Annotated in this window: 17 protein-coding genes; 8 read left to right on the top strand and 9 right to left on the bottom strand. The window is 47.7% G+C overall.

Annotation, left to right across the window (positions count from 1 at the left end):
• Nucleotides 1–162 precede the first annotated feature (162 nt).
• From I6E42_RS10600 to I6E42_RS10585, 4 genes are all read right to left on the bottom strand, one after another.
• Nucleotides 163–1,431, bottom strand: a complete 1,269-nt coding sequence (locus tag I6E42_RS10600; RefSeq protein ID WP_235371912.1) for a TRAP transporter large permease — start codon at nt 1,429–1,431, stop codon at nt 163–165.
• The gene (locus I6E42_RS10595; protein ID WP_235371911.1) at nt 1,428–1,934 is read right to left on the bottom strand and encodes a TRAP transporter small permease; all 507 of its coding nucleotides are present in this window, start codon (nt 1,932–1,934) and stop codon (nt 1,428–1,430) included. The genes I6E42_RS10600 and I6E42_RS10595 overlap by 4 nt, the downstream gene beginning before the upstream one ends.
• Nucleotides 1,935–2,017: 83 nt before the next feature.
• A complete protein-coding gene (locus I6E42_RS10590) occupies nt 2,018–3,073 on the bottom strand; it encodes a TRAP transporter substrate-binding protein (protein ID WP_235371910.1) in 1,056 nt (351 codons plus the stop codon).
• An 82-nt stretch (nt 3,074–3,155) separates the two neighbouring features.
• Nucleotides 3,156–5,120, bottom strand: a complete 1,965-nt coding sequence (locus tag I6E42_RS10585; RefSeq protein ID WP_235371909.1) for an oxidoreductase — start codon at nt 5,118–5,120, stop codon at nt 3,156–3,158.
• Nucleotides 5,121–5,308: 188 nt separating this feature from the next.
• On the opposite strand from I6E42_RS10585, the gene I6E42_RS10580 reads away from it, so the two are divergent.
• Nucleotides 5,309–6,220 carry a LysR family transcriptional regulator gene (locus I6E42_RS10580; RefSeq protein ID WP_235371908.1) on the top strand — a complete coding sequence of 304 codons (912 nt, stop codon included), beginning with the start codon at nt 5,309–5,311 and terminating at the stop codon, nt 6,218–6,220.
• A gap of 512 nt (nt 6,221–6,732) precedes the next feature.
• On the opposite strand, the gene I6E42_RS10575 is transcribed toward I6E42_RS10580, so the two are convergent.
• Nucleotides 6,733–8,454 (bottom strand): ATP-dependent nuclease, encoded by a 1,722-nt coding sequence (locus I6E42_RS10575; RefSeq protein WP_235371907.1) that lies wholly within the window; start codon nt 8,452–8,454, stop codon nt 6,733–6,735.
• 386 nt (nt 8,455–8,840) lie between these two features.
• On the bottom strand, nt 8,841–10,778 hold the full coding sequence (locus I6E42_RS10570; RefSeq protein WP_235371906.1) for a DUF5067 domain-containing protein: 1,938 nt from the start codon (nt 10,776–10,778) through the stop codon (nt 8,841–8,843).
• A gap of 45 nt (nt 10,779–10,823) precedes the next feature.
• Between I6E42_RS10570 and I6E42_RS10565 the strand changes: the two genes are divergently transcribed.
• Nucleotides 10,824–11,150 carry a helix-turn-helix domain-containing protein gene (locus I6E42_RS10565; protein WP_235371905.1) on the top strand — a complete coding sequence of 109 codons (327 nt, stop codon included), beginning with the start codon at nt 10,824–10,826 and terminating at the stop codon, nt 11,148–11,150.
• 35 nt (nt 11,151–11,185) lie between these two features.
• Here the strand turns inward: I6E42_RS10565 and I6E42_RS10560 are convergent, their stop codons facing one another.
• The gene (locus I6E42_RS10560; RefSeq protein WP_235371904.1) at nt 11,186–11,341 is read right to left on the bottom strand and encodes a hypothetical protein; all 156 of its coding nucleotides are present in this window, start codon (nt 11,339–11,341) and stop codon (nt 11,186–11,188) included.
• 140 nt (nt 11,342–11,481) lie between these two features.
• Here I6E42_RS10560 and I6E42_RS10555 point away from each other — a divergent pair, with 140 nt between their 5' ends.
• The gene (locus tag I6E42_RS10555; protein WP_235371903.1) at nt 11,482–11,640 is read left to right on the top strand and encodes a hypothetical protein; all 159 of its coding nucleotides are present in this window, start codon (nt 11,482–11,484) and stop codon (nt 11,638–11,640) included.
• A gap of 142 nt (nt 11,641–11,782) precedes the next feature.
• Here I6E42_RS10555 and I6E42_RS10550 read toward each other — a convergent pair whose 3' ends face one another.
• Both I6E42_RS10550 and I6E42_RS10545 read right to left on the bottom strand, forming a co-directional pair.
• The gene (locus I6E42_RS10550; protein WP_235371902.1) at nt 11,783–14,491 is read right to left on the bottom strand and encodes a hypothetical protein; all 2,709 of its coding nucleotides are present in this window, start codon (nt 14,489–14,491) and stop codon (nt 11,783–11,785) included.
• Nucleotides 14,492–14,502: 11 nt separating this feature from the next.
• On the bottom strand, nt 14,503–17,061 hold the full coding sequence (locus I6E42_RS10545; RefSeq protein ID WP_235371901.1) for a hypothetical protein: 2,559 nt from the start codon (nt 17,059–17,061) through the stop codon (nt 14,503–14,505).
• Nucleotides 17,062–18,257: 1,196 nt separating this feature from the next.
• Here I6E42_RS10545 and I6E42_RS10540 point away from each other — a divergent pair.
• From I6E42_RS10540 to I6E42_RS10520, 5 genes are all read left to right on the top strand, one after another.
• A complete protein-coding gene (locus tag I6E42_RS10540) occupies nt 18,258–19,895 on the top strand; it encodes a histidine kinase N-terminal 7TM domain-containing protein (RefSeq protein WP_235371900.1) in 1,638 nt (545 codons plus the stop codon).
• The gene (locus I6E42_RS10535) at nt 19,892–21,181 is read left to right on the top strand and encodes a sensor histidine kinase (protein ID WP_235371899.1); all 1,290 of its coding nucleotides are present in this window, start codon (nt 19,892–19,894) and stop codon (nt 21,179–21,181) included. Before I6E42_RS10540 ends, I6E42_RS10535 begins: the two co-directional genes overlap by 4 nt.
• Nucleotides 21,178–21,831, top strand: coding sequence for a response regulator transcription factor (locus I6E42_RS10530; protein ID WP_235371898.1), 654 nt, complete (start codon nt 21,178–21,180; stop codon nt 21,829–21,831). Before I6E42_RS10535 ends, I6E42_RS10530 begins: the two co-directional genes overlap by 4 nt.
• 189 nt (nt 21,832–22,020) lie before the next feature.
• The gene (locus tag I6E42_RS10525) at nt 22,021–22,404 is read left to right on the top strand and encodes a hypothetical protein (RefSeq protein ID WP_235371897.1); all 384 of its coding nucleotides are present in this window, start codon (nt 22,021–22,023) and stop codon (nt 22,402–22,404) included.
• Between the two features lie 167 nt (nt 22,405–22,571).
• The coding region (locus tag I6E42_RS10520; protein WP_412761306.1) for an InlB B-repeat-containing protein at nt 22,572–25,014 on the top strand (2,443 nt) is incomplete at its 3' end.

Raw genomic sequence — 25,014 nt, 5'->3', positions numbered from 1 at the left:
GCACGTTTTGGCTGTTACTTCCATGGAAAGGAAAGAAATTCTCGTTGAATGGAGGAGAAATGGGAAACACGGAGGACCCTCCGCCTGTTTTACGGACGGAGGGCCCTTGATGATTCTGAAATTGTCATCCGGCGTCTGGTGCCGGGGAGCCCATGAACGCCGTCACAGCAAGAACAGCGTAAACCAGGGCACATATGTGATCAGCATCAAAACGATCAGCAGGGCGGCGATGAAGGGCAGCACCCGCTTGCACATGTTTTCGATGGGGACGCCGGAGACGGCGCTGGCCACAAAGAGGTCGATGCCGTAAGGAGGAGTCACAAAGCCGATGGCCAGGTTCATCGTCAGCATGACGCCGAAGGTGATGGGGGACATCCCCAGCTGCTCCACCACGGGCAGCAGAATGGGCGCCAGAATGATGGTGGCGGGGATGTTGTCCACCACGCAGCCCACAATCAGCAGCAGTACATTGATCAGCAGCAGAATGATAATGGGGTTGTCGCTGATCCGGAGGAACACCTCGGCGATGGCGTTGGGGATCCGTTCCATGGTAAGGTAATAGCTGAATGCGTTGGCAAAGCCCATCATGAACATGGTCACGCCGCTCAGCCCCACCATATCCCGTACGGTTTTGTACAGGCCGTTCCAGTCCATCTCCTTGTAGACGAACATGCTGATGAAGACACAGTATACCACGGACACGACGCTGGCCTCTGTGGCGGTAAAAATGCCTCCGTAAATGCCGCCCAGGATGATGACAGGCATCAGCAGAGCCCAAAAGCCTTCTTTAAACGTTTTCCATACGTTAGCCAGGGAGGGACGGCCCGTATTGCCGTGCCAGCCCTCCTTCCGCGCGGTGATGATGCAGATGATGATCATGGCTACGCCCATCATGATACCGGGTACCACGCCGGCAATGAACAGGTCCTTGACGGAGGCGTTCACCGCCACGGCATAGATGACGAAGGGCACCGAAGGAGGAATAATAACGCCTACGGAACCTGCGGACGCGGTCAGAGTGGCGGCAAAATCCCGGTCATATCCATGTTTTTCCATTTCCGGGATCATAAAAGAGCCGATGGCGGAGGTGGTAGCCACGGCGGAGCCGGAAATGGCCCCGAAGAACATGCAGGCCACCGTGGTCACGATAGCCAGACCGCCGGTCACATAACCGAAAAAGCTGTTGACAAAGTTGACGATACGTTTGGCCACGCCGCCTGTGGCCATCAGGTTGCCGGCCAGCATGAAGAAGGGGACCGCCAACAGGGTGAAGGAGTTGCTGCCCGCCAGCGAACTGGTGATAAAGACGACGGGGTTGATCCCGGCGGCCAAGATCGCGATCAGCGAGGAAATGCCGATGGAATATCCGATGGGGACGCCCAGAATGATGAGAATAAAGAATAGAACAAACAGGATCAATGCGCCGTTCACAGAGAATCCCCTCCTTTCCCGGACGGACCGCGGAACAGTGCGGCCGTTTTTTGGAGAAACAGCGCCACATAGCGGATGGCGATTACCAGGGAGCCAATGGGAAGGGAGGCGTACACATAGGCCAGCGGGATCTGGAGGGCGGTGGAGGTCATATTCTTGGCGATGACGCTCTGGAGATACCGGAAGCCATACAGGATCAAAAAGCCATAGAACCAAAGAAGCAGCAAGATGATGAGCAGGTCCAGAACTTTCTGGGCTGCTTCAGGCAGCTTTTTCACAAACATGTCCACCCGGATGTGCTCGTTGATCCGCATGCCGAGACTGGCGCCCAGCCATACCTGCCAGACGAAGATGTACCGGACCAGCTCCTCGCTCCAACTCAGGGAGCTGTTCAGAATGTAGCGGCAGATCACCTGGATGAACACCACGATGACCATCAGGATCATGCTGTAGACCAAAAAGTATTCTTCCAGCTTGTTATAAATGGAAATCAGTTTTTTCATGTCAGGGTCCCCTCCTCCTGTGATATTCAGCCGTGCCTGCGGCGGGGAATGCCGCAGGCACGCCAGGGACTGAAAGAATGTGCTCAGTTATAGGCCTGGGCGGCGTCAAAGATCTCCTGGCCCATGGTCTCGATGTAAGAATCGTACATGCTGATGATAGCGTTCTTGAACTGCTTGCGCTCGTCGTCGGTGAGCCGGGTGACCTCCACGCCTTCGTCCTCCAGCAGCTTCAGGTTCTCCTCGTAGGACTCCAGGCCCTTTTCGGTGCTGTACTCGGCGAACTGGCGGCAAGCTTCGTCGATGATGGCTTTATAGTCGTCGCTGAGGCTGTTATACCAGCTCTCGCTCATGAACATGTTGCTCACGGTCAGGATGTGCTCCAGGTCGGTATAGTAGCCCTGTACCTCGTAGAACTTGCAGGTGTAGGTCAGAGAGGGGTCGTTGTCCTGACCGTCCACCGTCTTGTTCTGAAGGGCGGTAAACAGCTCGCCGAAGGCCATGGGAGTGGGGTTGGCGCCCAGCAGGGTGAAGCTGTCGATGAAAATGGGGCTCTCCATCACGCGGATCTTCAGTCCCTTCATGTCATCAGGGGTACGGATGGTGTGGGCGCTGTTGCTCAGTCCGCGGTAGCCGCCGAAGCACCAGTTGCCCTCCGAAAAGCGGATGCCGGTCCCATCCATGGCGTCCGCCAGAATGGTGCCAAGCTCGCCCTCATTCAGCGCCTTCAGAGCGGAATCGCTGTTGGTGAACAGGAAGGGCATATCCAGAATACCCATCTTATCGGTGTAGGAGGTCAGGACGGAGGTGCCCAGCGTAGCCAGTTGGATGGAGCCGTTGGACAGGCCCTCCGCCAGGTCCAGGTCGCTGCCCAGGGCGCCGTTGGGGAAGTACTCCACCTGGATGGCGCCGTTGCTGGCCGTCTCAATATAGTCCATCAAAACGTGTTCCGCCTCGGCCATGACAGTGCCGGTCTCGGGACCGATGGTGGCAAGCTTGATGGTCATGGTCTCGCCGGAGGAACTGCCGGACTGGGAGGCGGAGGAACCGCCGCCGGCGTTGCCGCTGCTGTTGCTGCCCGCACAGCCGGACAGAGTCAGGGCCAAGGCCAAGGTCAGGACCAGAGAAAGCATCTTTTTCATTCAAAATTCCTCCTTTTGATGTATGGAACAATCTTATTCTTCCGCGGGATGCGGTCAAACGTCTTCTTTATCATGCCGGCATTCAAACTGTATAGCCGGCGCAGTAGCCGGTGCGCATGGCCTCCATGATCCGGGCGGCGTGGGCGCAATCACCGATGACGCGCAGTTCGGGCACCAGGGCCTCCCATTCTGCCAGCATGGCGTCGTTGCCCTTCATACCGGCGGCGATGAGGACGGTATCCGCAGGCAGCACCTGCCCGGTGCCGTCGGGACTGGTTACTGTCACGCCCTCCGGACCAATTTCCTTCACCTGGGTGCTGCACAGGACCGCGATCCCGGGGTGCTCCGCGATCTTGCGCAGCATGTGTTTCCAGTGGATAAAGTAGGCCTCGTGGGCCAGCTCGGGCTGCATCTCCACAATGGTGACGGTGTGTCCCTCGTCGGCCAGCGCCAGCGCTTCTTCACAGCCTGCCTGCCCGCCGCCGATCATCACGATACGCCGGCCAGGCCGCAGCCCCTTCTGGAATAGGTCGGTCACATGGTGGACATTGGGACCCTCCACGCCGGGAATGGGTGGGATGACCGGAACCGCGCCGCAGGCGGCGATCAGTGCGTCGGGCTTCTCCTGTGCGATCACATCGCGGGTCACCGGCGTGTTCAGCCGGACCCGGAGCCCCTGCTGGTGTTCCACGTTGGCGATCAGGCTCCGGCGGAAGGCCACCAGGTCATCTTTAAAGGAAATGGCGTCCGCGTAGTACAGGTTTGCACCCAAATGGTCTGACTTTTCGCACAGGACCACTTGGTGTCCCCGGCGCGCAGCGGTCAGGGCGGCCTCCATGCCGGCGGGACCGCCGCCGGCCACCAGCACCTTTTTGGGAGAGGGAGCGGCTCCCTCCCTGTGGCTGGTCTCAAACTCGCGGCCTAAAGTGGGATTGACCGAGCAGCGGAGTACGCCGGAGGCAAAGGGTACATGGGGGATAAAACCTGCGCTCATGCAGCTGGTGCAGCGGATGCAGTGGATGATCTGGTCAGCCTGGCCGCTTTTGGCCTTTTGAGGGAAATCGGGGTCGGCCAGAAACGCGCGTCCTGCTACCACTAGGTCCGCCTTCCCCTGGGCTAAAGTCTGTTCCATGATGTCCGGGTCGTTCAGACCGCCCACCACAGAGACGAGGGAGTGTTTGACCACCGCTTTGATCCGGGCGGCGATGTCCGTGTTGCAGCCTCTGGGAGTGAACACGGTGGGGAGCATCCGGCAGACGGTGTCGGTGGTGTGGAAGGTGGCGGCGGACACGTGGATAATGTCCACCTTCCCGTCCAGCAGTTTGGCCAGCTCCACGGTCTCCTCCGGGGTGATGCCGCCCTCCAGCGTCTCGTCGCCGCTGAGCCGGAATTCGATAATCAGGTCCTTTCCGCATTTTTGGCGGATGCGGTCGATGACCATCAGGGGAAATCTGGCTTTATTTTCCAGACAGCCGCCATATTCATCCGTCCGGTGGTTGTCCAAGTCTGAGAGGAACTGCCCAAGCAGCCACCCGTGACCGCCGTGGATGTTTACAATATCCATGCCGGCGAATTGGGCCAGGTAGGCTGCGTAAGCGAATTTGTCTGCGATACGGTCCATCATGGCCTCGTCCATTTCCACGACCGGAGCGCCATATAGGTTGGTCATGGCGCTGGGGCCCATGATGTGGTATCCCGGGGCCACAAATTTTGGATTGGAACGGTTGCCTGAGTGGTTCAGTTCCACCGATGCCAGGGCGCCCCACATGTGGACGGCGTCCACTGTCTGGGTCAGGGAAGGAAGAATGTCCGGGTTGTCCAGATGAGGCATGGAGGGGTGACAGTCATCCGTATAGGAATCGACGCCGGCCTCGCCTAATGTGACGATTCCGGCGCCTCCTTTGGCAAAACCACGATACAATTCCTGTGCCTCCCGGGTATACAGCGGGATGGAACCGCTGTGGCCCATGGGGGATGATTCGATCCGGTTGCGGATCCTTTTTCCACGGATCGTGACCGGAGAGAACAAATTTGGATAAGGAGTCATGCTGCAACTTCCTTTCTCTTTGATAAAGACCGGCCGGACCGGCCGCCTCCGTCCCAGAAAAACTGTGCACATTTTTTGGTTGTTGTCATTGTAACGTCCTTTTGCTATAATGTAAAATATCAAAAACTTTTGAGTGGCAATTCAATTTTTGTATTGCAGAATTTGCGGCGTTAAAATGGGGAAAAATTATGAATTTGCGACAATTGGAATTCTTCGTGGCAATTGCGGAAACCAAGAACATTACCCAGGCGGCCAAACGCCTTTTTGTGTCCCAGCCGCCTATGAGCCGGCAACTCTCCCTGCTGGAGGAGGAGATGGGGGCCAAGCTCTTTGTCCGCACAAACCGGGGAGTGGAATTGACCAACGCGGGGGAGATCCTCTACTCCCGGAGCAAGACCCTGCTGAGCGACATGCGGGACACCATGGAGGCGGTGCAGGAGGCGGAGGCCGGCGTGCGGGGAAAGATCAGCGTGGGCACGATCTATACAGCCATTCCCTGTTTTGCCAAAGGCGTGGAGGGCTTTCGGAAGCGGTATCCCAATGTGAATTTTTATATCGAGCCCAGCCTCCCGAGCGAACTGCTCATCAGCCTGCAAAAAGGCACGATCGACGTGGCCTTTCTTCGCTCTCCGATGTCGGAAACGGGGAATTTTCCCTATATGGTGATGAAAGAGGAGTCTCTGGTCCTGGCCGTCCATGAGAATATGGACCCCTGCCCTGAGCGGGATGTGATCCAGATAGAAGAATTGAAGGGGCTTCCCTTTTGCGCCCAGATCGGCGCGCTGAATTGGGAATACCGGAACTGGGACTATAACGCTATGCTGCAAAACGAGTGTATGCGGAAGGGATTCAGCCTCAACGCCATTTACGAATGTAACGGCGCGCTTTCCTCGCTGATGATGACCTGTGCAGGACTGGCGGCCTGTTACATTCCGGAGGATATTTTTCACCTGCTGCGATGCCGGCAGGTGCATCTGAAACGGGTGGCGGGTATCAATGCCGCCACCACGCCTATCCTTCTGTGGAACAGCGCCGGGTATACCTCCCGGTGTCTGCGGTTGTTTCTGGATTACTTCAAGGATCATTTTTCCGCACAGTAAAACGGGGCGGATCTATTTGTAAACGATCAAATAAGAGGCCTTCTCCGGCTAAGGTGGAGAAGGCCTCTTGTGTGCGGATTCTATTTTGACGGCCAATATCATAGCCAAGCCGAAGCCCAACGCAGCGGGTTTGGTTTGGAGAGGAGCCGCAGCGGAATGAGCGCACGATGATTTTTAAAAAAAGTCGTCGCAAGCGATATATAGCTTGCGACGACGTGGCGGAGACGGTGGGATTCGAACCCACGTGCCCTTGCGGACAACCTGATTTCGAGGGAAATAACAGAAAGAAGGTGCTTATATAGAGCCTCAAATTGTGACGTTAAATATCAGGAATAGAGCCAAAATTCACACTTTTTATACTGCGTCACTTTTTCACAAAGATTGATATTATACGAGTCACATGAGCATCTGGCACCATTCCAGCACCACGGGCACCACAAATCTATTGCCCGTCTGATTACTATTCAGGCTGCCATCTCAAAGGTTAAACAGGGTTACAGGATAGACCATATTCATGTGTTGTTTCTAATCATTTCTCTTACACAGGCGATAATCCGTTTGTAAGATTTGGGAAGATTCTTTGTTGGCACCATATTAAAAGTAGCAGTGATCACATCATAATCCTTAATGCGATTGCTTCTTTTTTTCAGTAAAAACGCTGTGGTTTTGTTTTCTTCAGGTAATTCAAGGACATCACAAATCGCGTTGCAATATGAGGTGCATACCGCTAAATCAACTTCAATTGCATACCGCATACATACGATATGATACGGATGCAGTAGTTCTAGTACTTCATCATATTTATTATTTATGAAAGAATTAACGACCTGATCTAAATCATGTTGCTTCAATAAATCATAGATTGGTGAAGATTCCTTTTTGACGGGACGGTATTGCGGTATTCCATCTTCCCCTAAACTTTCTTTTCGACTATTCTCTGAATATGGCAGGAATACATCCCTATCAACAATGCAGATAAAAGGAATCCCAAGTTCCTTTGCCAGAGCATATGGATACTTAATGCTTTTTTCTCCATCAGCAGGTATTAAAGATATTGCTCTAGTTTCTATATCAATATTACATTTCGAAAGCAACGCAGCAATAATATTACAGTCAGTAGGACTCTCTGTTATGATGATGTAATTGCTAAAAAAGAAATCGCTGTTTTTGTATTGGTAAAAATTGTAATATCGCTCTTGGCTGAAACTATATTTCTCCCAAAAATTCGGCAAAATTTGTGTTGCTGTTGTGACAACGTCTCTGCCAGGAACTTTGCTCTTGCGACATAATACTATTGACGTGTGGCCAAGTTTATCGATTATAACAGTCGAATGAGTTGTTAAAATAAATTGAGTTTTAGGATACTTCGTTGGATTTTTTAATGTTTCAATAAGTTGCCGCTGTGCTTGTGGATGCATATTGAGTTCTGGCTCTTCTATGCCAACTAAATAGTTTATATTATCCTCAATTGCTACTGCCATAGAAATCGCAAAATATACTGCACTTTGAATTCCACTTCCGCAGTTGTTAATTTCATTGCTTTGAGTATTTTCAGACAAAAACAAGGAAACTGAGCGGAGGATCAAATCCACAACTTCGTTATTCACAGCTTGTATAGCGAAGTCTGCATTTCCTAATGGATAATACTGCTTTATGCTATTAAGAGCTGACTTGAAAACTGTATTTTTTATCTTGTCGGTTAAGCGATCAACCAAAGGCTGAATAGTATTTCTATTGGCAACTTGATGCTGGAATATAGATTTTAAAAGACCATATGCTATGCCCCCGTCTCCAGAAATTGCACTTTCGTAATTTCTAACAATCGGAACGTATATATAACGAAAATGGCTAATTAGGGATTCAAATTGGTCAACACTAATTGTTTGTGCATGATGTGCTTTAATAATATCATAAGAAGGAGTTTTTCTATCCCATCTGTACGTAAAACGTATTGTAAGGGAATCGTCGTAAATATAATCAGGGTTTATCTGATCCTCGGGCTGGATGTCAGTGAAAGTTACTGTAATCTTTGGACGAGAACGAAGACTATATACATGGTCTTGGCTTAGAAATGATTCTTTTTCATCATTGTAATTAAAAAAAGCATTTAGTGCACGTAGAAAATGAGACTTGCCCGCATTGTTAGCACCTACAACAGCTAATATTTGTTCAATTGTAATCGTCGCGTTGTCTATTGACCTAAACTTTTGTATTTGTAAGTTTGCAATTTTCATTTGCGACTTGCCTCCTCAATTCGGCACTTATAATGTCTTTTTTTACAATTATATCATTGCCTGACAATTATCGCAATGAATCTCGCTTTTGTGACAGTAAATTTGCATTTTTGTGTGCCATAGGTGCTAGCGCTTAACCAAAAACAACGCCCTCGATTCCAAAGTGAATCGAGGACGTTATATTTTGATAGACAAGATACGTTTCTTCCGCTTAGGAGTACATTGTGCCGCTTTTCAGGTAGTTCTCCGACATTTGCTGCATCCCCCGGAATCCCTGTTATTTCAATGGATTCCGGAGGATTATCTTTTGACTGTGTTATCTAGCCACCTGTATTCTATCTCACATTTCGGCATTTCTAAGCAAAAATATAGGTGAGAAAAACTTTCTAATTGCTAATGAGAGGAACATAGTCATAGATTTCTTGGCCAGCGCTATCTACGAGTATAAGGGTAAGCCATGAATCTATAGGGGGCTCACTGCCATATTCATAAGAAACGGAAAATTCTGTTACCCCATTCGAACCGGCTAGCCCGCAAAAGGTTCCCTCTACATTGTAGAGTTTCTCAGAAAACCAACCTCCAAGAATCCCAAGTCCTTCATTTTCTGACAAATCTATTGAGTACTCACCATCCGTATACTGAATTGTGAATATGATGCCGCCATCTGTTCGCCATGTTCCAATGAAGTCATCCGGTGTCAAATATGCTTCGTATGGATTACTTATGTCGTAAAGGCGAGAGGTTGAGGTATTGGATTCTCCGTAGATAGCTTCCATTGCATACTCAAAGAATTCGTCCAGAGGACCGCTCCTTATTTCATTGTACCACATGTATCCATAGTCAGCTGGATCAACGCCGTAGTAACGAACATAATCGTCATATTCCCATGATGGCCGATCATTGTCACTTTCGCTTGCTTGTTCTGTGCTTCTGGTAAATGTTTCGCTGATGTAAACTTCACCATCCAGTGCAATCCACGGTGTTGCTTCTACCAGAATATCAGCATCCGGATCGTCCAAATAGAACGCTTCTTTCAAATCAACTGTGACACCCGGTTTTATATTTCTCGACAAGAGTTCATCATCAGCATCTGTAAAATAGGCTTTCTCCAGTTCGATATCGTTCTGGTACGCATGAATTGCTACATTATAGATGGCGCTGGTTTTGGAATTGGTTGTATTTGTCCAGGAGTAGGAAACAACGATTGCTTCCTTTCCGTTGTATTCGTCCAACCTTGCGCCGCTAATTGTAACGCAGGTATCTTCGGCCTGTGATGATACGGCCTGCGATGTTTCTGTGTTAATCGGATAAGAAGATATGCCCTTGTCATCGGAAAATAGAGAAAGAATGGCTCCGATTGCGAGCAAAATAAGAATAATGGCAAATTTGAAGGTCCAAATTCCATAAATTACAGCGGCAATGGAATATAGAAGCATTAGCGCAAGCTGGAGGGACTCCCAGAAATTGATTTCCGCGCCAATACAAATGACAAAACAAACGATTGCAATCACAGTCGCAACAACCATCAGGATCCTGACAGTCCGATCCGCACCCGGATGGCGCCCTTTCACACAGCGGATGAAATAATCCATTCCCGCATCGATCTCTTTTTCTTCCGCAGTTTCCTCATCCTTGGTCTTGTTGGCAAACAGGCTTGATAATGAAATACCTACTTTAATCCCTGTTAGCTTTTGAATTCTTGAAGAACATAAAAACATGGGAATTGTAAATGCGAAGCCGAGCACGGTGATCTTCAATAGTTTGCTTCCAATTCCGCCCTCGCTAAACAGAATTGGCACAAGGCAACAGGCCATAATCGCGGCAATAAATCCAATCAGTTTGTTCCAGAAGTAAGCTTTCTTCTCTTTTTTCAGCAACTCATAATATTCTACGGTATTATCCTTTCCCGCCTGCTCATAGCTCTTGAGCTGCTTATAAATGTCTAACTGCTGTGTTGATTCGGACTGGGAATCAATGGTATCCTTGCTGTGGTCAGTCTGTTCTTCCACTGCTGGCTCAAAATCAGGCAAAAGTGCTCCTTCAGGTTGTTCAGCCGTGTGCTCCGAGGACTGCTCCGAAAGAGGCTGGCTGTCACCGCAGATTTTAGTTCCGCAAAATGCACAGAATTTCGCATATTCTGAGAGTTCTCGCCCGCAGTTAGGGCATTTCGGTGCCGTAATCGTGACCTTCTCCCCGCATCTGCTGCAAAATAAAGCATCATCCGTCAGTTCGTTTCCACATTTTTTACATATATAACTCATATTATCTGCCCCACCTACTTTTATAAGTATTATTTTTAGATATCTTATAACATATTCTACCACGTCTATTCTCATATTACAATAACGAAAAAGAGGTGGTAAGGCGTAATGGAAAAGCAACAGCTGATTGAAATAGGCCAGCGTTTGCGGCAACGGCGGCAGGAATTGGGACTGACCCGCGAAAAGATGGCTGAGCTGGCGGACATTGGAACAGGGTATTACGGTCAGCTTGAAGTTGGCACCTCGCAAATGTCCATCGACACACTCATTAAGCTGTCTCAATCCATGCACCTTCCAATGGAATATATTATTCACGGTTCCGGTTATGAACCGGGGGACACATCCGGTGTACAAGAGCTGCTTTCCCGTTGCACAGACAGAGAATTGAAACTGGCCGAGGAAGTGTTGAAACTGTTCTTGATGAAAGTGGATTAAGATCACTGCGGCGAAGGAAACCCCGCTGCAGTGATTTAGATTCCGATTGTAGCAAAGAGAAGCGCCCACAGCACAACGTATGCCGCCAGCTTCTTTTTCCCACTGAAGAACATCACATCCGCACCAATCAGCTTGGCGTAGAGCTTATAAGCAATATTGACAATTACAACAGAAAGCACAGCAGAGATCATTTGATTTCCTCTTTCCTTTTCATATTTTATTGGGGGCTTCTTTCCATATCATAGCAGGGACAAAATCAGAAAAGGTTAGCTGGCAGCTAACCTTTTTGTGCTATAATGAGCGTAGTATCGTGGTTGGAGGTGAAAGCCACATGAAAACAACAGACGAGCTGACCCATGAGATCAGCCAATCAGACAACATTCTGGACTACTTTGCTGAAAATCGCAGTGAAATGCATTTGGACAGCCTGCCGGAATATCTGGACAAATGGTTGAAACAAAAGAAATGCTCCAACGGGAGTTGCGGTTAGGGATTAGTACAACAAACTAATTTCATCTGATTCTTTTCGGGCGGTACAACGAGTAAAGACCACACCAAAGGGTAAAACCTTTAGTGTGGTCTTTTGCTGTTTACGTGGATCGTAATGGTGCAATTGGAATGGTTCTTGAGGTTTAGCTTAGAGAGCTATACCAGCTTATAAAGTAATTGCGCTGATTCCCCTCAAACCATTCCTTGGAAATCAACACTTGAACTCCACCAAAAGAAAATGGTTCACTCCAGTAACGAACATAGCCATCTTGTCCCTTGTTATCAGACAATCCTGGTGTATAGCGTTTCATAAATGTGTGTTTCGTATGGAATGTTTTGACGGACCATTCCGAGGAGCACATTTCATCGATTTCTTCGGGGTTGAACTCGTAACCACTTGCACTCAAATTTAGCAGAGCCAAACGTACAAACTCACCAATTTTCAGATCTCCCTGGGGTAAGGGCGGAATTTGGACAATAGGAGTCGTTTTGATTTGTGCTTTTGGCTTTGGGTTTGCACTCAATGTCACTTTCAATGCCTTGAGCCGAGCCTCGATTTCGCGCCTAAGTTTGCGATTTAAAAGAGGATTATCAGCAAGATCGTGCTTACTACGGTTTGGAACTAAATCACCAATAGTTGTGATTCCTGCTTCCTGAAGTCTAGTAGCAGTATTCTTATCCAGCTTGAGAATTGCAATATTCATCAGCATTGGATTGTTTTCAGTTTTCCCCTTCTTCTTTTTTGAAGCCTGCTTTTGTGGGGGCGAAGAGCCAGTTTCAACAGGAATTTCAATAGAAGGGTTAGGAACTTCCGGTAAATCGGATACCACCGAATCATGTACAGAAGGTGCATGTAACTCAGCTGGAGGTTCTGCTGGCGCAGTAGGTGTATTGCCGATAGATACGGCGGGCGTATGAGATTCCTCCTCTAGCTGCGGCCTACGAGAAGTTTCCGGTATAGAACCCAGTTGTGGCAACAGCATAGTTCTGCGAGGAGGATAGCTTACATACAACCCTATCGAATTGTGTAACAGCACCTCATGCAGCGCACGATTATCAATAGAATTCTCGGTCAACGTTACGATTTCGGCCTTAGGGGAGATTGTATTAGCCAGTTCGAAATCATAAATATTGTGCATTTTATCATCATCAACATTCGACTGACCATTAAACACACACAGTCCTACAACGGAATCTGATGCAGAAATAGGCGAAATTGAGAATAAATATTTATATGCCAATTTTGCCACTTGATGTGTTTTTACAGTTTTAACCGTGCTAAACTTTGCGTCTGCAATAAGATATCGAGCGCCTTCAGTATCTTCAGACTCATATTTCAACAAGAAATCAGGTGTATACATCGGATTGTAATCTTGAGTTCTCCTCTGAATTATGCTTCCGGCATCAGCATCAGGAAAAGAAATTGCAGTATTTCGGTATAAGCCAACACCGCTGAAAGAACTCATATCGGTGCTGTATATAACCGGCTGATAGTAAAGCGTTACCGTACTGCTTCCTTTTCTCAACACATATACATTATTGCAATGTGCATTGCGGAATCGAGATGATGCAGATACGGGATACAATAGCCGATTTGTATCTGCAACTTCAAATCCCGCTGATTTAAAAAAGGCGATCATCTTAGCTAGTACATATACTTCATACAAAGCGCTCATTTTTATGAACGAAAGCATAAAGTTTTCCTCACTCAAAGAAAACGCACCCATCGAGAACCAAGAAATTGCACACTGATAAATCTGATGGTACTGCTGTACAGATTTAAAAAGATGTGTAAATCGGGGTATTCCGGTAATGGGAATGGTTTTTATTGGAAGGATAGCAGAATACGAAATACACAGATGTTCGTATTTTTGCCTCAACTTTTCGACATCCGTCAATATAATTTTCAGGGCGGCGATTGTATTGGCGTATATGAAATAAGAAGAAGTAATGTAGTCATCCGTTTCAAAAACTTGTTGCGGAACACTAGCAGTGATGGAAATTAGTTCTTGCTCAATTCTTTTTATTTCAGTGTTAAGATGCATCAAAAATCCGACAACAACTTGGTTTTCGTATATGTCAAAAGATTTGACACTATCTGTTATCAATGTTTTGTTAGGTTGGTAGAAGTTACGGCCAACCTTTATGCCGGTAGAATAGTGAACAGGCTGAAGTTCTTCTGGATGCTGAGCAATATATTGCAGTGTATTATTAGAAACATACTGCAGTTTTTCAAAATGATCCACTCGTTCGTGAGGGATTGTTTTAAATCTGCAGTTTATTTTGAAATAACGATAATTTTCTTCATAAACAACTGCAATGCGTTCAAGCAGAAGAATTCGAGACTCGAGGGTCTTTTTTGCGTTTTCTCTTAATCCAGCAGTTTCCCGAGGCAAAGACTTTCCGTAAAGCAATTCAGCATTTTGGGTGTATACATATTCAGTGATGCGACGGACCGAGTCATTTTGGCGACCTTTCCGTACCATGACTTGAATATATTCCGTATCTCGGAAGTGTTGGTTGCCACTAGCATCGTTGTAGATAACAGTAATCTGCACAAAGCCATAGCATTCCTGGAAAATTCGTGCACCAAATGATTCATCAAAAAAGGTAATATCCCCACTATCTGATGAATAATTAATGCGGACAGGTTCTCCGTTAACGAAGAATCTTAAATTTTCGATAGGCTCATTCAGGTTTACCAGTTGTGCATGATATTTATGGTCACAGAATACAAACGATGTGGATAGCTTTGCTGTATCGAGTATCGAATTTTCTGTTTGATGATCTAAAAGAACCAGATCCTGCGGATCACCATGATCCGGCAAAAGCCGCAAGATTAATTCATTCATAATTCATACTCCTATGCGAAGAAATGATAATACTGCATGGAGTTGATACCTGTATGAATAATCTCTTGTAAAATCTCTGCAGAAAGACGCAAATTTTTGTCACTGCAAAATTGTTGGATTTCCTTTAACCGTTCACCAAAGTTCACACCACTGCCGTCAATATGCGGGAGAATTCTCTGTGCAACAGCATAATCCAACGCAGAAATAGAAGCATCTGTATCAGCAGAAGACTCAAAAAGCCGTTGAGCAGCAGACCAATACATACGAATGGCATTGTCCACACGTGTGCTGACATTAATCTTGGCTGTTCTGCACTTACCGAGTAGTTCTTCATAAATACTCTTGGCAACACCACTCATTTCTGTATAATTCTGTTCGGATGTGCCAAAGGTATGAACCAAAGCACTCCAAGGAATCATATCGCCAGATGTCCGGATCTTGACGGGTTTTGCCGTTCCCGAACGGGCCTTGGGCAATCTAATGATCCACGCTCTGTCAATCAAACGAGGAGACAGCGATTCAGTAGTATCATCATTGTTAATTGTAGCAACAAATCTTAGATTCGTCGGAACTCTGAAGCAGAAATTATCTCCCAAATTGATGACACTATTGGAGTCCAGTTCATCACACAGGTTCATATAGTCAGCCCAGTAATACTCCATCGGGCTAAGATTTGCCTCATCCAAAAGAATAGCAAAAGGCAAATCTGCCCCAGTCCCTCTTGCCTCGATATCAAGGATATTTAACGCATCAAATATTCTTCTATTGCTGCGATCAAAGGACTTTGTGAGGGGGTTATAATAGCCAATAAAATCACGCTTGGTCGTCCAACCCTTCTCGACAGAAACAGGAATAAAGCGAGTGGGAACATATCCATCCGCAAAGGCAGGAAGTGTTTTTTCGGGTACTGACAGTCCCAACACAGATGCCAGAATTTTACAGATTGAAGTTTTACCTGTGCCTGGTTCTCCCGAGAAAACAGTAAGGAAGCCCTGCGTATAACAGATCAAGATATTCAGAATTGTGTTGCGGTCATAGTTAGGGCGCACAGCTTGGATTTCTGCAACCAAATGATCAATCAAGTCTGCTCCGGTTGCGCTAGAAAGAGGAATCTGCATGAATGCAGTTTCTTTAGTGCTATAGTCTGCAGCATTTTGGGCATTTTCCCATTCTGCTGCTTTGCGGAGCATCTTATTGAAGAGCATTCCGTCAAAGGCAAAGTTAGCAGCCTTTTCTGCGGCATCGTCGAAGATTCGCCCTAATTTTCTATCGAGGGCATCTGTATCCCTTTCGATATCTCGCAGCTCTAACTTTCTATGGGAAACCTGTTGCTCAAGCTCAGCAAGAGTACTGAATTCTTTATGCGAAGCTAATAGGGAGGTGATTTCTGCTTCCAGTGCAGATTTCTCCTTGCGTAGTTCTTGGATTTTATCTTCGTATTCCGCAAGCAAGCCTTCTGCATATTCCCTTTGGGGCTGTTGTGCCAATTGCTGCTGAAGGGCATCTACCTGGTCACTGAGTTCACGCAGTTTGGATTCCTCGGCTTTTATTTTCTCCGAAATAATATGGAACCGTTGAATCCTGGACATAAAATCAGAATCGTTGGCCAATCTTTCAACCAAGTGATTGTACTGCGGATCTCCCTGATATTTTTCTAAAAGAGAAGTAATCGTCGAAGATATGAATCCAAAGGTTTCGTTCAAATTCTCCTCATCTGTAAGTAGATTACTGAGAGTTTCAAAACGTGCTGTTCGCACAGATTCGGGAATTTGCTCCCCTACAAACAACGAGCTTTCCTGGGCCTTCAATAAAGCATCAATCTGTGACAAGTCAATTTTTCCGTCGACAAAATACTCTTGGCCAATTGCATCTCGAAATGCGGTCAACAATTGAGCTTTTGTAATAACATCAATTGGAATTCGAGTGCATACAGTATCGTTAACTTTTATATATGTGCGTTGATCTCCGTAGCGACCGAGACTAATGCCATACTGATCCAAATGCGTAGGGTACTTGTATCCCCAAAGGATATATTTTTGCGTTTGAAGTCCCGTGCGAATAAATGGTGCATCGTCGCCATCAGATTGTTCAACGGTAAACGGACCTATAACAGTGTTGGAGTTATCCTCATCAAGAATAACTACCTTGAGTCCAGCATAAACACAGGAATCCTTGATAATCAGTTTGGGATTTGCTTTGTACGAACCGTCATATCTTGACTTGGTTAACAGAAGATAGCGGTTCACTTCACTGAGAGAACGGATTTCGCCGTTATCCATTTTGGGTGAAATGTTAATCTTGTAGCCGGTTGGGTTTCTGACTCCGTAGGAAAAATTGTCCTCTAAATCTTCGTCTTCTAGGGTCAGTAAACAGTATTCTCCATCTACGAAAAAATCCTCGTCGTGGCCGTCTTCGCAGTAAAAGTTTATATCCTCAAATTGTGATTCAGGCAGAAGTGCTTGCCGATCATATGAGGTCATACGACGAAATTCGTCATCAACGTATTCGAATAGTGGTTTGAAATTTACATACCGATTTCTAATTGTAATAAAGCCTAAATAATCGCCCATACTAATTACCCTTCTTTCTCTGTTTATTTATGTGTATTGTCAAAAAACGAATTTTGCCTCGAAATCACACCTTTCATAGTATGTAAGACTATACCGGTAAAGGATTCTCTATCCTAGCTTAGATATAATCTACTAAAATATATTCTACCACACAGTTTGACTAATTGCTAGATATTCACATAAATATCGCACGGGAAATTAGAGAGATTTTGTAAAAAATGCAAAAAGCACCTGCCAAGGAAGTAATCTTAGCAAGGTGCTTTTTTGTGAAAATATTACTTTTTGTCCAACTGCATTATTAGCTGTACGCCGTAATGGAATCCGTCGATGAAAGCCTTGTACTCATATGCCGTACAGAGACTGCAGCATAGATTGAAGACCGCATTGTTGTCATCCAGCGGCAGATGCCTCAGTAGGGCATCCAGTTCCCGGAAGCTGTTCCGGATCTCTGGCGGATCGGATTCGTGGGAGTCTCTGTAGACCCAAAATAGCTGATCCAGCACAGTCTGGCAATCCGAATCGCCAGTGTCAAAGGGGCAGGTTTCCATGTATCGCATGAGTAGATTTATGATTGATCGCAAGTATATCACCTCCAAAAGTTTTTCTTTGTCCATAATACCAGTCCAGAAAGTTGTCAAACATTTCTTCCCCTCTTGCCCGCGCCTTTACTGCGTCCTCAATCTTTTCGAATCCGCCAAGGTAGTAACACTTCCGTTTAAACATGATCTGAGCAATCCATTTGTTACGTTTCTTATTATAGTAGACGCCTCGAAATAGTACGCTGATGATTATAGAAGTGGATGTAGTTGAGGAAGCGGAGACACGCTCCATCCGTGAACGTCTGTTTCAGAAGCAACATCAGCAGAAACAGAACAAGAAGAAAAGCCGAGACAGTTGGGAACGATGAAATTACAGCGGGAGTGCATTTTATACGATGCGCTCCCGCTATTTCTGTTTAAATCAACCTGAATAAATGATTTGTAAGAGCGCAGGACAATGCCCGCCGCTGTTTACATGGTTGCATGACATCTGCTTCGCAGCACCGCCGTACTGCATAACCCCGGCCTAAAAAAGCCTTTGCGTAATGAAGTCGGCACTCCAGAGCTCAAGAACAATTCACGCCAGATTCTTGAAAAATTGCGGATATTCGTATAATATATTTTGTATGATTCTGTCGATCAGAAAGGAGGTCCCGCATGACGAAACAGAATCACAAAACAGGCTTTCTTGTAGCTGTAATGGTTTTCTTTGCGATTGCCTTACGGGTTTTGGGAAAGTTTGATATCTTGAAAGTTCCGGGTGGGATCCTCCGCTCGCTGATCTATATCGCCCTTTATATCGGATGGGGAATTTCCGTCAGCAAACGGATCATTCAGGTACAGGTGCGCCATTGTCTGATTGCCGTTTCCGGCTTAATGGTTTTTTGGTTTGTGATCCGTTCAATGAGATACTTTTTTATAACCGATATCGGAATAGCACGGCAGCTGTGGTATTGGTACTACCTGCCAATGCTGTTTATCCCGCTGTTTTCTTTGTTTGTGGCCATCTCACTGGGCAAGCCCGAGAACGCAAGGCTGTCGAAAACGGCGCTGCTGTTATTATCTATTCCCACGGTTCTTTGTCTGCTGCTGGTGCTTACAAATGATCTCCATCAGCTTGTCTTTTCCTTCCCCGAAGGAGAGGTATGGACGGACGATAACATGAGTTATTCATTCGGATATTTTTTCGTGATCGGGTGGGAGATCCTTTGCGCTTTAGCGGCATTTGTTATTATGATAATCAAGTGTCGGCTCTCATATAGGAAAAAATATCTGCCGTTTTTGCTGCTGGCATGTTCTATCGTATATGCCTTTATATATGTCAGCGGCGTGGAATGGATGCAGTTGATCGGCGGAGACATCACGGCAGCGCAGTGCCTGATGTTCACCGGAATCTTGGAATGCTGTATTCAGTGCGGGCTTATACAGACCAACACCGGTTACCAGGCGCTGTTTGAAGCAGGCTCCATCGGTGCGCAGATCGTTGATACGGACTATGATACCCGTTATGCTTCTTCAAACACACCTAAGCTTTCGGCGGAAATAATGCGCTCGGCGGAGAGCGAGGCGGCAAAGCTGGATCACAACACGCTGCTCAGAAGCAGTAAGATCAATGGCGGCCATGTTATGTGGCAGGAGGATATTACAGACATTACCGCTCTGCTGGAAAAGCTGGAGGAAAACCGGAAAACGATCTCGGAAAGCAATGATGTGGAGCAGGAAAACTACAAAACCAAGGTAAAGATCAATGCAGTCCGGGAAAAGAACCGGCTCTATGACCGGCTGCAGGCACAAACCGCCCATCAGATTGAGCTGCTGGATCAGCTGCTGACGCAAAATGAGGCGGAAACCGACCCGGAGATTCGCCGCAGTCTGCTGGCCAAAGCGGCGGTGATCGGCGCCTACATAAAACGCCGGGGTAATCTGATGTTTATCGGTGAAAAATCCAATGTAACAGATACCGCCGAACTGTCAGCCTGTCTGAAGGAATCCTTTGCCAATCTGGAGCTGATGGGTGTGGAGTGTGCCATTGATATTCCGGGCAAAAACAGCATTGATACCCGTGACGCGATCCGTGTCTATGACTTTTTCGAAGCCATGGCGGAAGCGGCCATGGATGACCTTCGTTTTGTCTGGCTGAAAGCCCGCAGTCTGGAAGATGCTGTCATCTTTTACTTGCAGGCGGAAAGCAAAGCCGATTTGTCGACGCTGTCCGCTCTTGCCGACACCTGCGCCTGTGAGGAAGGCGTATGGCGCTTTTCTCTGCGGATCGGAAAGGCGGGTGAACCGGCATGAGGAATTTTTATCTTTCTTCTGCTCCGGCACAGACGACGCTGCTGGTCGCCCTGTTCCTCACCCTGATTTTCTCCCTTTTCCTGATGCTTGAGGCTTACGGCAGACAGCGTGACAAACGGAAAAGTATTCTGCGTCTGTCCGTATTTCTGTTCTTTCTGATCTTATTGTCCGTGTTGGCGGATGCTTTTTCCCGGATGACCGAAGGACTGGCGTACAGGACATGGCTGCCTCTGCCTATGTGGCTTTTATGGGGCATGACATTTGCGGCAGATCTTCTGCTGCTATGGGATATGGCAGGGCTGCGGAGACAAGGAAAGCAGGCGCTCAGCCGCGATTCCATCAAACAGGCTCTGGATATGCTGCCAAGCGGTATCTGCTATTTCACGCCCTCCGGGAGCGTGAAGCTGTGCAACCGGCAAATGGATTCTCTGTTCCGCTCGATCTCACAGTGTGATCTCCAGACGCTTGCGGAACTGCGGGACGCACTGTCCGGCTGCGACGCGTGCAGCGGCGTGATCCGGCTCTCTCAGGAGATGCAGACCTATCTTTTCCCTGACGGCAAAGCCTGGAGTTATCGGCAGACCGAGGTGAAAGCGTCAGACGGCGTCGTGTATACGGAAGCCATCTTTTCGGATGTCACGGAGCTGTATCATAAGAGTCTGGAGCTGAAAGCGCAGATCAAGCGGCTGAATGCCATTTCCCGGGAACTCAAATGGCTTTCTGACAATGCTCTGATCCTGACAAGAGAAAAGGAAGTGCTGTCCGCCAAGACGAAACTGCATGACGATATGGGAGCGGGGCTGATCGCCATACGGCACATTCTTCACAACAACCAAACGGAGGAAGCGGCCAATGCCATGGATCTGTTCCGCCGTGCTGTCAGCGCCATCAAATACGATAATGCCGATCCGAGGGGGCACAGCGAGCTGGACAGATTCCTGCAGGATGCCGGGGCCATCGGCATAACCGTAAATTTGTCCGGAGAGTTGCCTGAGCAGGAGGAGCTTCGGCGGGTGATGATCCTTGCCATGCGGGAATGTCTGACAAACAGCGTGCGTCATGCCGGAGCAACAACCATACAGATCACGGTGGAGCAAAAGGGAGACAGCGTATCCATGCAGATCACAAACGACGGAAAACCTCCCGAAACTGAGGTCGTTCCCAAGGGCGGACTTCTCAACCTATACCGCCATATCATGGGTTGCGGCGGCACGATGGAAATACAGTCGAAGCCGGGCTTTGCGCTCACCGTGGTTCTCCCGGCGATACAGGAGGGTAGAGAATGAAACGGGTTCTTATTGTGGAGGATCAGCGGATGCCCCGTGAAAACATGGAGCGGACGCTTTCCGACAGCGGCAGATATGAGCTGGCCGGCAGTCTCAACGGGGCGGATGTTGCTATTTTGAAATGCGGACAGCAGCACATTGACCTGATTTTGATGGATGTCTGCACTTCGGGGAGTAAAGACGGCATTGAAGCTGCCGCAGAGATCAAGGCGAAGTTTCCGAATATCAAGATCATCATTGTCACCTCCATGGTTGAGGTGAGCTACCTGGAACGGGCCAAAGCCGCCGGGGTGGACAGCTTCTGGTATAAGGATATCAGCCCGGAAGCGCTGATCGACGTGATCGACCGGACCATGGCGGGGGAGCGTCTTTTCCCCAACGAAACGCCGAAGGTTCAATTGGGCCTGGTGGAAAGCACGGAGCTGACGGCAAAGGAGATCGAGGTACTGCGGCTGATCTGCGACGGCTTGGAATACGATGAGATCGCCGGCAAGCTGGCTGTTTCGGAAAGAACCGTCAAATACCATGTTTCCAACATTTTATCAAAAACCGGATATGCCAACAGGACCCGGCTGGCCATTGCGGTAACAAACAAGAAATTCATCGTTCCGAACCTCCCGGAAGAACAGGCGTTTTCCAAAACCGAATAACCGGAACCTGTTCCGTCTATCCCGGCTCCCTTTGGAGCCGGGTGTTTTTTCAGTATTTTTCGAAAATTTTTTTGAAAAAAGTGACCGAACCTGTACTTAGGGACAGTGTGCAAACGAAAAAAACCTGCTACGATGATCACGGTATAAATCTGCGTTGTCGATTTTCAATTCTGAATCGGAGGTGATTTCATGCGGAGAGTTGTTGTTGATATGCAAAATGCTTTGTTTGCCGACGCCATTGCAACGGCTCTGCGGAACTTTGATCCGGGCTTTGAGGTACAGCAAAGTGAAAGCCCTGACAAAACCACGGATCTATGCGTTTTTACGGAAGCGAATATTCTGATCATGGAGGTCACAGCCTACACGCCGTGGAAGCTGGAGGAGCGGATGAAGATCCGTGCCGAGCTGAAGAAAACCAACCCGGACTGCAAAATTGTACTGGTTGTGGACGAGAACACCGAAAAGAAGCTGGCGGACAAGGTGCGTCAGGCGAAGAAGGACGGGCTTGTTGACAATTTCATCTACGGCTCTGTTTCTTCCACCTATCTTTCGGCGGTCATCGATGCTTTGTAAGGAGGACGGGAGTGATGGAATGATATGAATGTATTTGACGCTTCTTCGTTCTCCGAACGGATGAAGAACGGCGGACGCTCTCTTTGCCGTGTGGGAGAGCCGATAAATCAATTCACACGGTCAGATCACCCGGCAAAATGCCGGAAAGAAACAAGGAGGAATTGCTTATGAAAGCAAAAATGAAACCGCATAAGCTGCTGAGTATGCTCCTCGCCCTTGTGATGGTAGTGGGACTGCTGCCCATGGGTCAGGTGGCGTATGCCTACAGCGCAGGCGGTATTGAAGGCACAACGGGAAGCGGAGCAACGGAAGCCGACCCCGTCGTCTGCGATACCTTTGCCGAATTCAAGGCGGCAATGGAAAACACAGAAATCACTTATGTGAAGCTGACGGGAACAATTGAAATTATTCCTGCTCAGTCAACGCTTGCGGCTGCGATAGAACAAACTTCCCCGAAAACATTGATTGTGGAGGGAACAAACACATTTGTAGCCCCAATGAACGGTAATAATAACTGCCTTTTATACGTGCGTTCAGAGCTGAATGTAAAGGGAAGCGGAACCTTGGAATATAGACATGGCAATAGCGGTGGCCTTGGTGCCGTAATCTACATTGCCGCTTCACACTCACTGACCATACAGGATGTAACTCTTGTAGGCAACGCTAACGGAGCGACTTTTGGCAGAGCGTTGTATTTGGCGGGTGGAAGCAAGACGAAAATCCTGAGCGGAACATTTTCCGGATATTCCGCGTCGGTGGTTTATGATAGTATAGATGCAGTAATCGTTGATCAGTTAGCTGAACTGACCATTGAAGATGGTTCTTTCTATGCAACGGCTAATGCAGACAGCATTAAAACCTATGGTCTTGTAAATAAATGTTCAACTACAAAGGTTACTCTGAACGGCGGCACCTATGACGGAATTGATGCAAGTGATGCTAACCTCAATCTGTCAGATATGCTGGGCACAGACCGTTATTATACAGACAGCAATGGAACTTCTGTATTTGACGGAACATCCGTAACGAGTACGACAGAGAAGTTGACTGTCAGAACGAAGCGTATTGACGCTGTGGATGTAAATATCACTGTGCCTGTTGTAGGCGCTCAGCCGCAGCCTGCAAGTTCAACACCAGAGAATACCAAAGTGTTATCAACCGTGTGGTCATCCGACGGTGCGGTGATTCCTGAAACAGGTACGTTTGAGGCGGGCAAAACTTATAAAGTACAAGTCTCGGTTTATACCAAAAATGATTATTTCTTTGGAGATCCGCTAACAGTCACTATTAACGGTTCCACAGCAGTCACGGATTTTGAACGCCCAGGTGTAGGTAATCGCACCATTACTTTCGAGAAAGAGTATACTCCTGGAAATAGTATCCTTAACTCTGTGGACGTGTCAATCACAGAGCCTGTGGCAGGGGCTAAGCCGCAGGAGACTGCAACCTCAAATACTGCTAACGTCAGTGTAAGCAAAACAGAATGGTATCATAGTGGCACTGAGATGTCTGCATCGGATACGTTTGTAGTGGGTGAAACTTATAAAGTACATGTCATAGTGAATCCGGACAGCGGTTATGAATTTGCAGATAATCCAACAGCCACTTTTAACGGTTCCAAAACGGGCACGCTTTACACGAATGGTAAAGGCTACATCAACTACTATGCAGAGTTTACTGCTGCAAATGCTCCTATTGACTCTGTAGACGTAAAGATCACGGAACCTGTCGCAGGGGCTCAGCCGCAGGACGCAGTCTCTAACACCGCTAACGTCAGTGTTGGCACAACGGAATGGTATCATAATGGAACTAAGCTTTCTGCATCGGATACGTTTGCAGCGGGAGAAACTTATAAAGTACATGTCATAGTGAATCCGGACAGTGGGTATGAATTTGCAGATAATCCAACAGCCACTTTTAACGGTTCCAAAACGGGCACGCTTTACACGAATGGTAAAGACTACATCAACTACTATGCAGAGTTTACAACTACTGCGGAATCGACAGAGTACACAATCGCCGTAACGAATGGTAAGGCGACAGTAGGCGCAGGCACTGAAATCAGTAAAGCGGCAGAAGGTACAGAGGTTACCCTGACCGCAAATAAGGCTTCTGACGGTATGATATTTGATAAATGGGTTGTAGAGGATGGAAGTGCAAGCATCACCCTTGCGGACGCAAACAGCGCAACCACCACCTTCACAATGCCTGCCGGCGAAGTCAGCGTGAAAGCGACCTATCGCTCTTATATCACGATCAACTTGGCGGCAGGCGAAGGAAGCGGCACGATGGAGCCACTCATTCTAAAAGCCACCTATGGTTATTATGAATTAATCGCTCCGGATTGCACATTTACACCGCCGGCAAATAAGGTGTTTGATAAGTGGCAGTTCAGTAAGGATGACAGTTATCTCAAACCGGGAGACACAAAAACTATATGGTCTTCTGCCAACGGGGCGACGCTGACTGCAATTTGGAAGGACACACCTGAAACCCACACCCACGTTTGGGGCGAGCCTACCTACAAGTGGGCAGATGACGGCAAGTCCTGCACCGCTGAGCGCGTCTGCACTAAGGATGACACTCACAAGGAGACTGCTACCGCAACCA

Origin of the sequence: Pseudoflavonifractor phocaeensis (genome assembly GCF_021531815.1) — a bacterium.
In the GTDB taxonomy this organism is placed as follows: domain Bacteria; phylum Bacillota; class Clostridia; order Oscillospirales; family Oscillospiraceae; genus Lawsonibacter; species Lawsonibacter phocaeensis_A.
This window is presented reverse-complemented; position numbering and strand designations above follow the sequence as displayed.

Excerpts from the sequence above, each read along its gene's own strand:
- I6E42_RS10550 (WP_235371902.1), bottom strand. The coding sequence starts at position 14,491 with ATGAATGAATTAATCTTGCGGCTTTTGCCGGATCATGGTGATCCGCAG.
- I6E42_RS10560 (WP_235371904.1), bottom strand. The coding sequence starts at position 11,341 with ATGATCTCTGCTGTGCTTTCTGTTGTAATTGTCAATATTGCTTATAAG.
- I6E42_RS10565 (WP_235371905.1), top strand. The coding sequence starts at position 10,824 with ATGGAAAAGCAACAGCTGATTGAAATAGGCCAGCGTTTGCGGCAACGG.
- I6E42_RS10595 (WP_235371911.1), bottom strand. The coding sequence starts at position 1,934 with ATGAAAAAACTGATTTCCATTTATAACAAGCTGGAAGAATACTTTTTG.
- I6E42_RS10530 (WP_235371898.1), top strand. The coding sequence starts at position 21,178 with ATGAAACGGGTTCTTATTGTGGAGGATCAGCGGATGCCCCGTGAAAAC.
- I6E42_RS10540 (WP_235371900.1), top strand. The coding sequence starts at position 18,258 with ATGACGAAACAGAATCACAAAACAGGCTTTCTTGTAGCTGTAATGGTT.
- I6E42_RS10525 (WP_235371897.1), top strand. The coding sequence starts at position 22,021 with ATGCGGAGAGTTGTTGTTGATATGCAAAATGCTTTGTTTGCCGACGCC.
- I6E42_RS10575 (WP_235371907.1), bottom strand. The coding sequence starts at position 8,454 with ATGAAAATTGCAAACTTACAAATACAAAAGTTTAGGTCAATAGACAAC.
- I6E42_RS10555 (WP_235371903.1), top strand. The coding sequence starts at position 11,482 with ATGAAAACAACAGACGAGCTGACCCATGAGATCAGCCAATCAGACAAC.
- I6E42_RS10580 (WP_235371908.1), top strand. The coding sequence starts at position 5,309 with ATGAATTTGCGACAATTGGAATTCTTCGTGGCAATTGCGGAAACCAAG.
- I6E42_RS10590 (WP_235371910.1), bottom strand. The coding sequence starts at position 3,073 with ATGAAAAAGATGCTTTCTCTGGTCCTGACCTTGGCCTTGGCCCTGACT.
- I6E42_RS10545 (WP_235371901.1), bottom strand. The coding sequence starts at position 17,061 with ATGGGCGATTATTTAGGCTTTATTACAATTAGAAATCGGTATGTAAAT.
- I6E42_RS10535 (WP_235371899.1), top strand. The coding sequence starts at position 19,892 with ATGAGGAATTTTTATCTTTCTTCTGCTCCGGCACAGACGACGCTGCTG.
- I6E42_RS10585 (WP_235371909.1), bottom strand. The coding sequence starts at position 5,120 with ATGACTCCTTATCCAAATTTGTTCTCTCCGGTCACGATCCGTGGAAAA.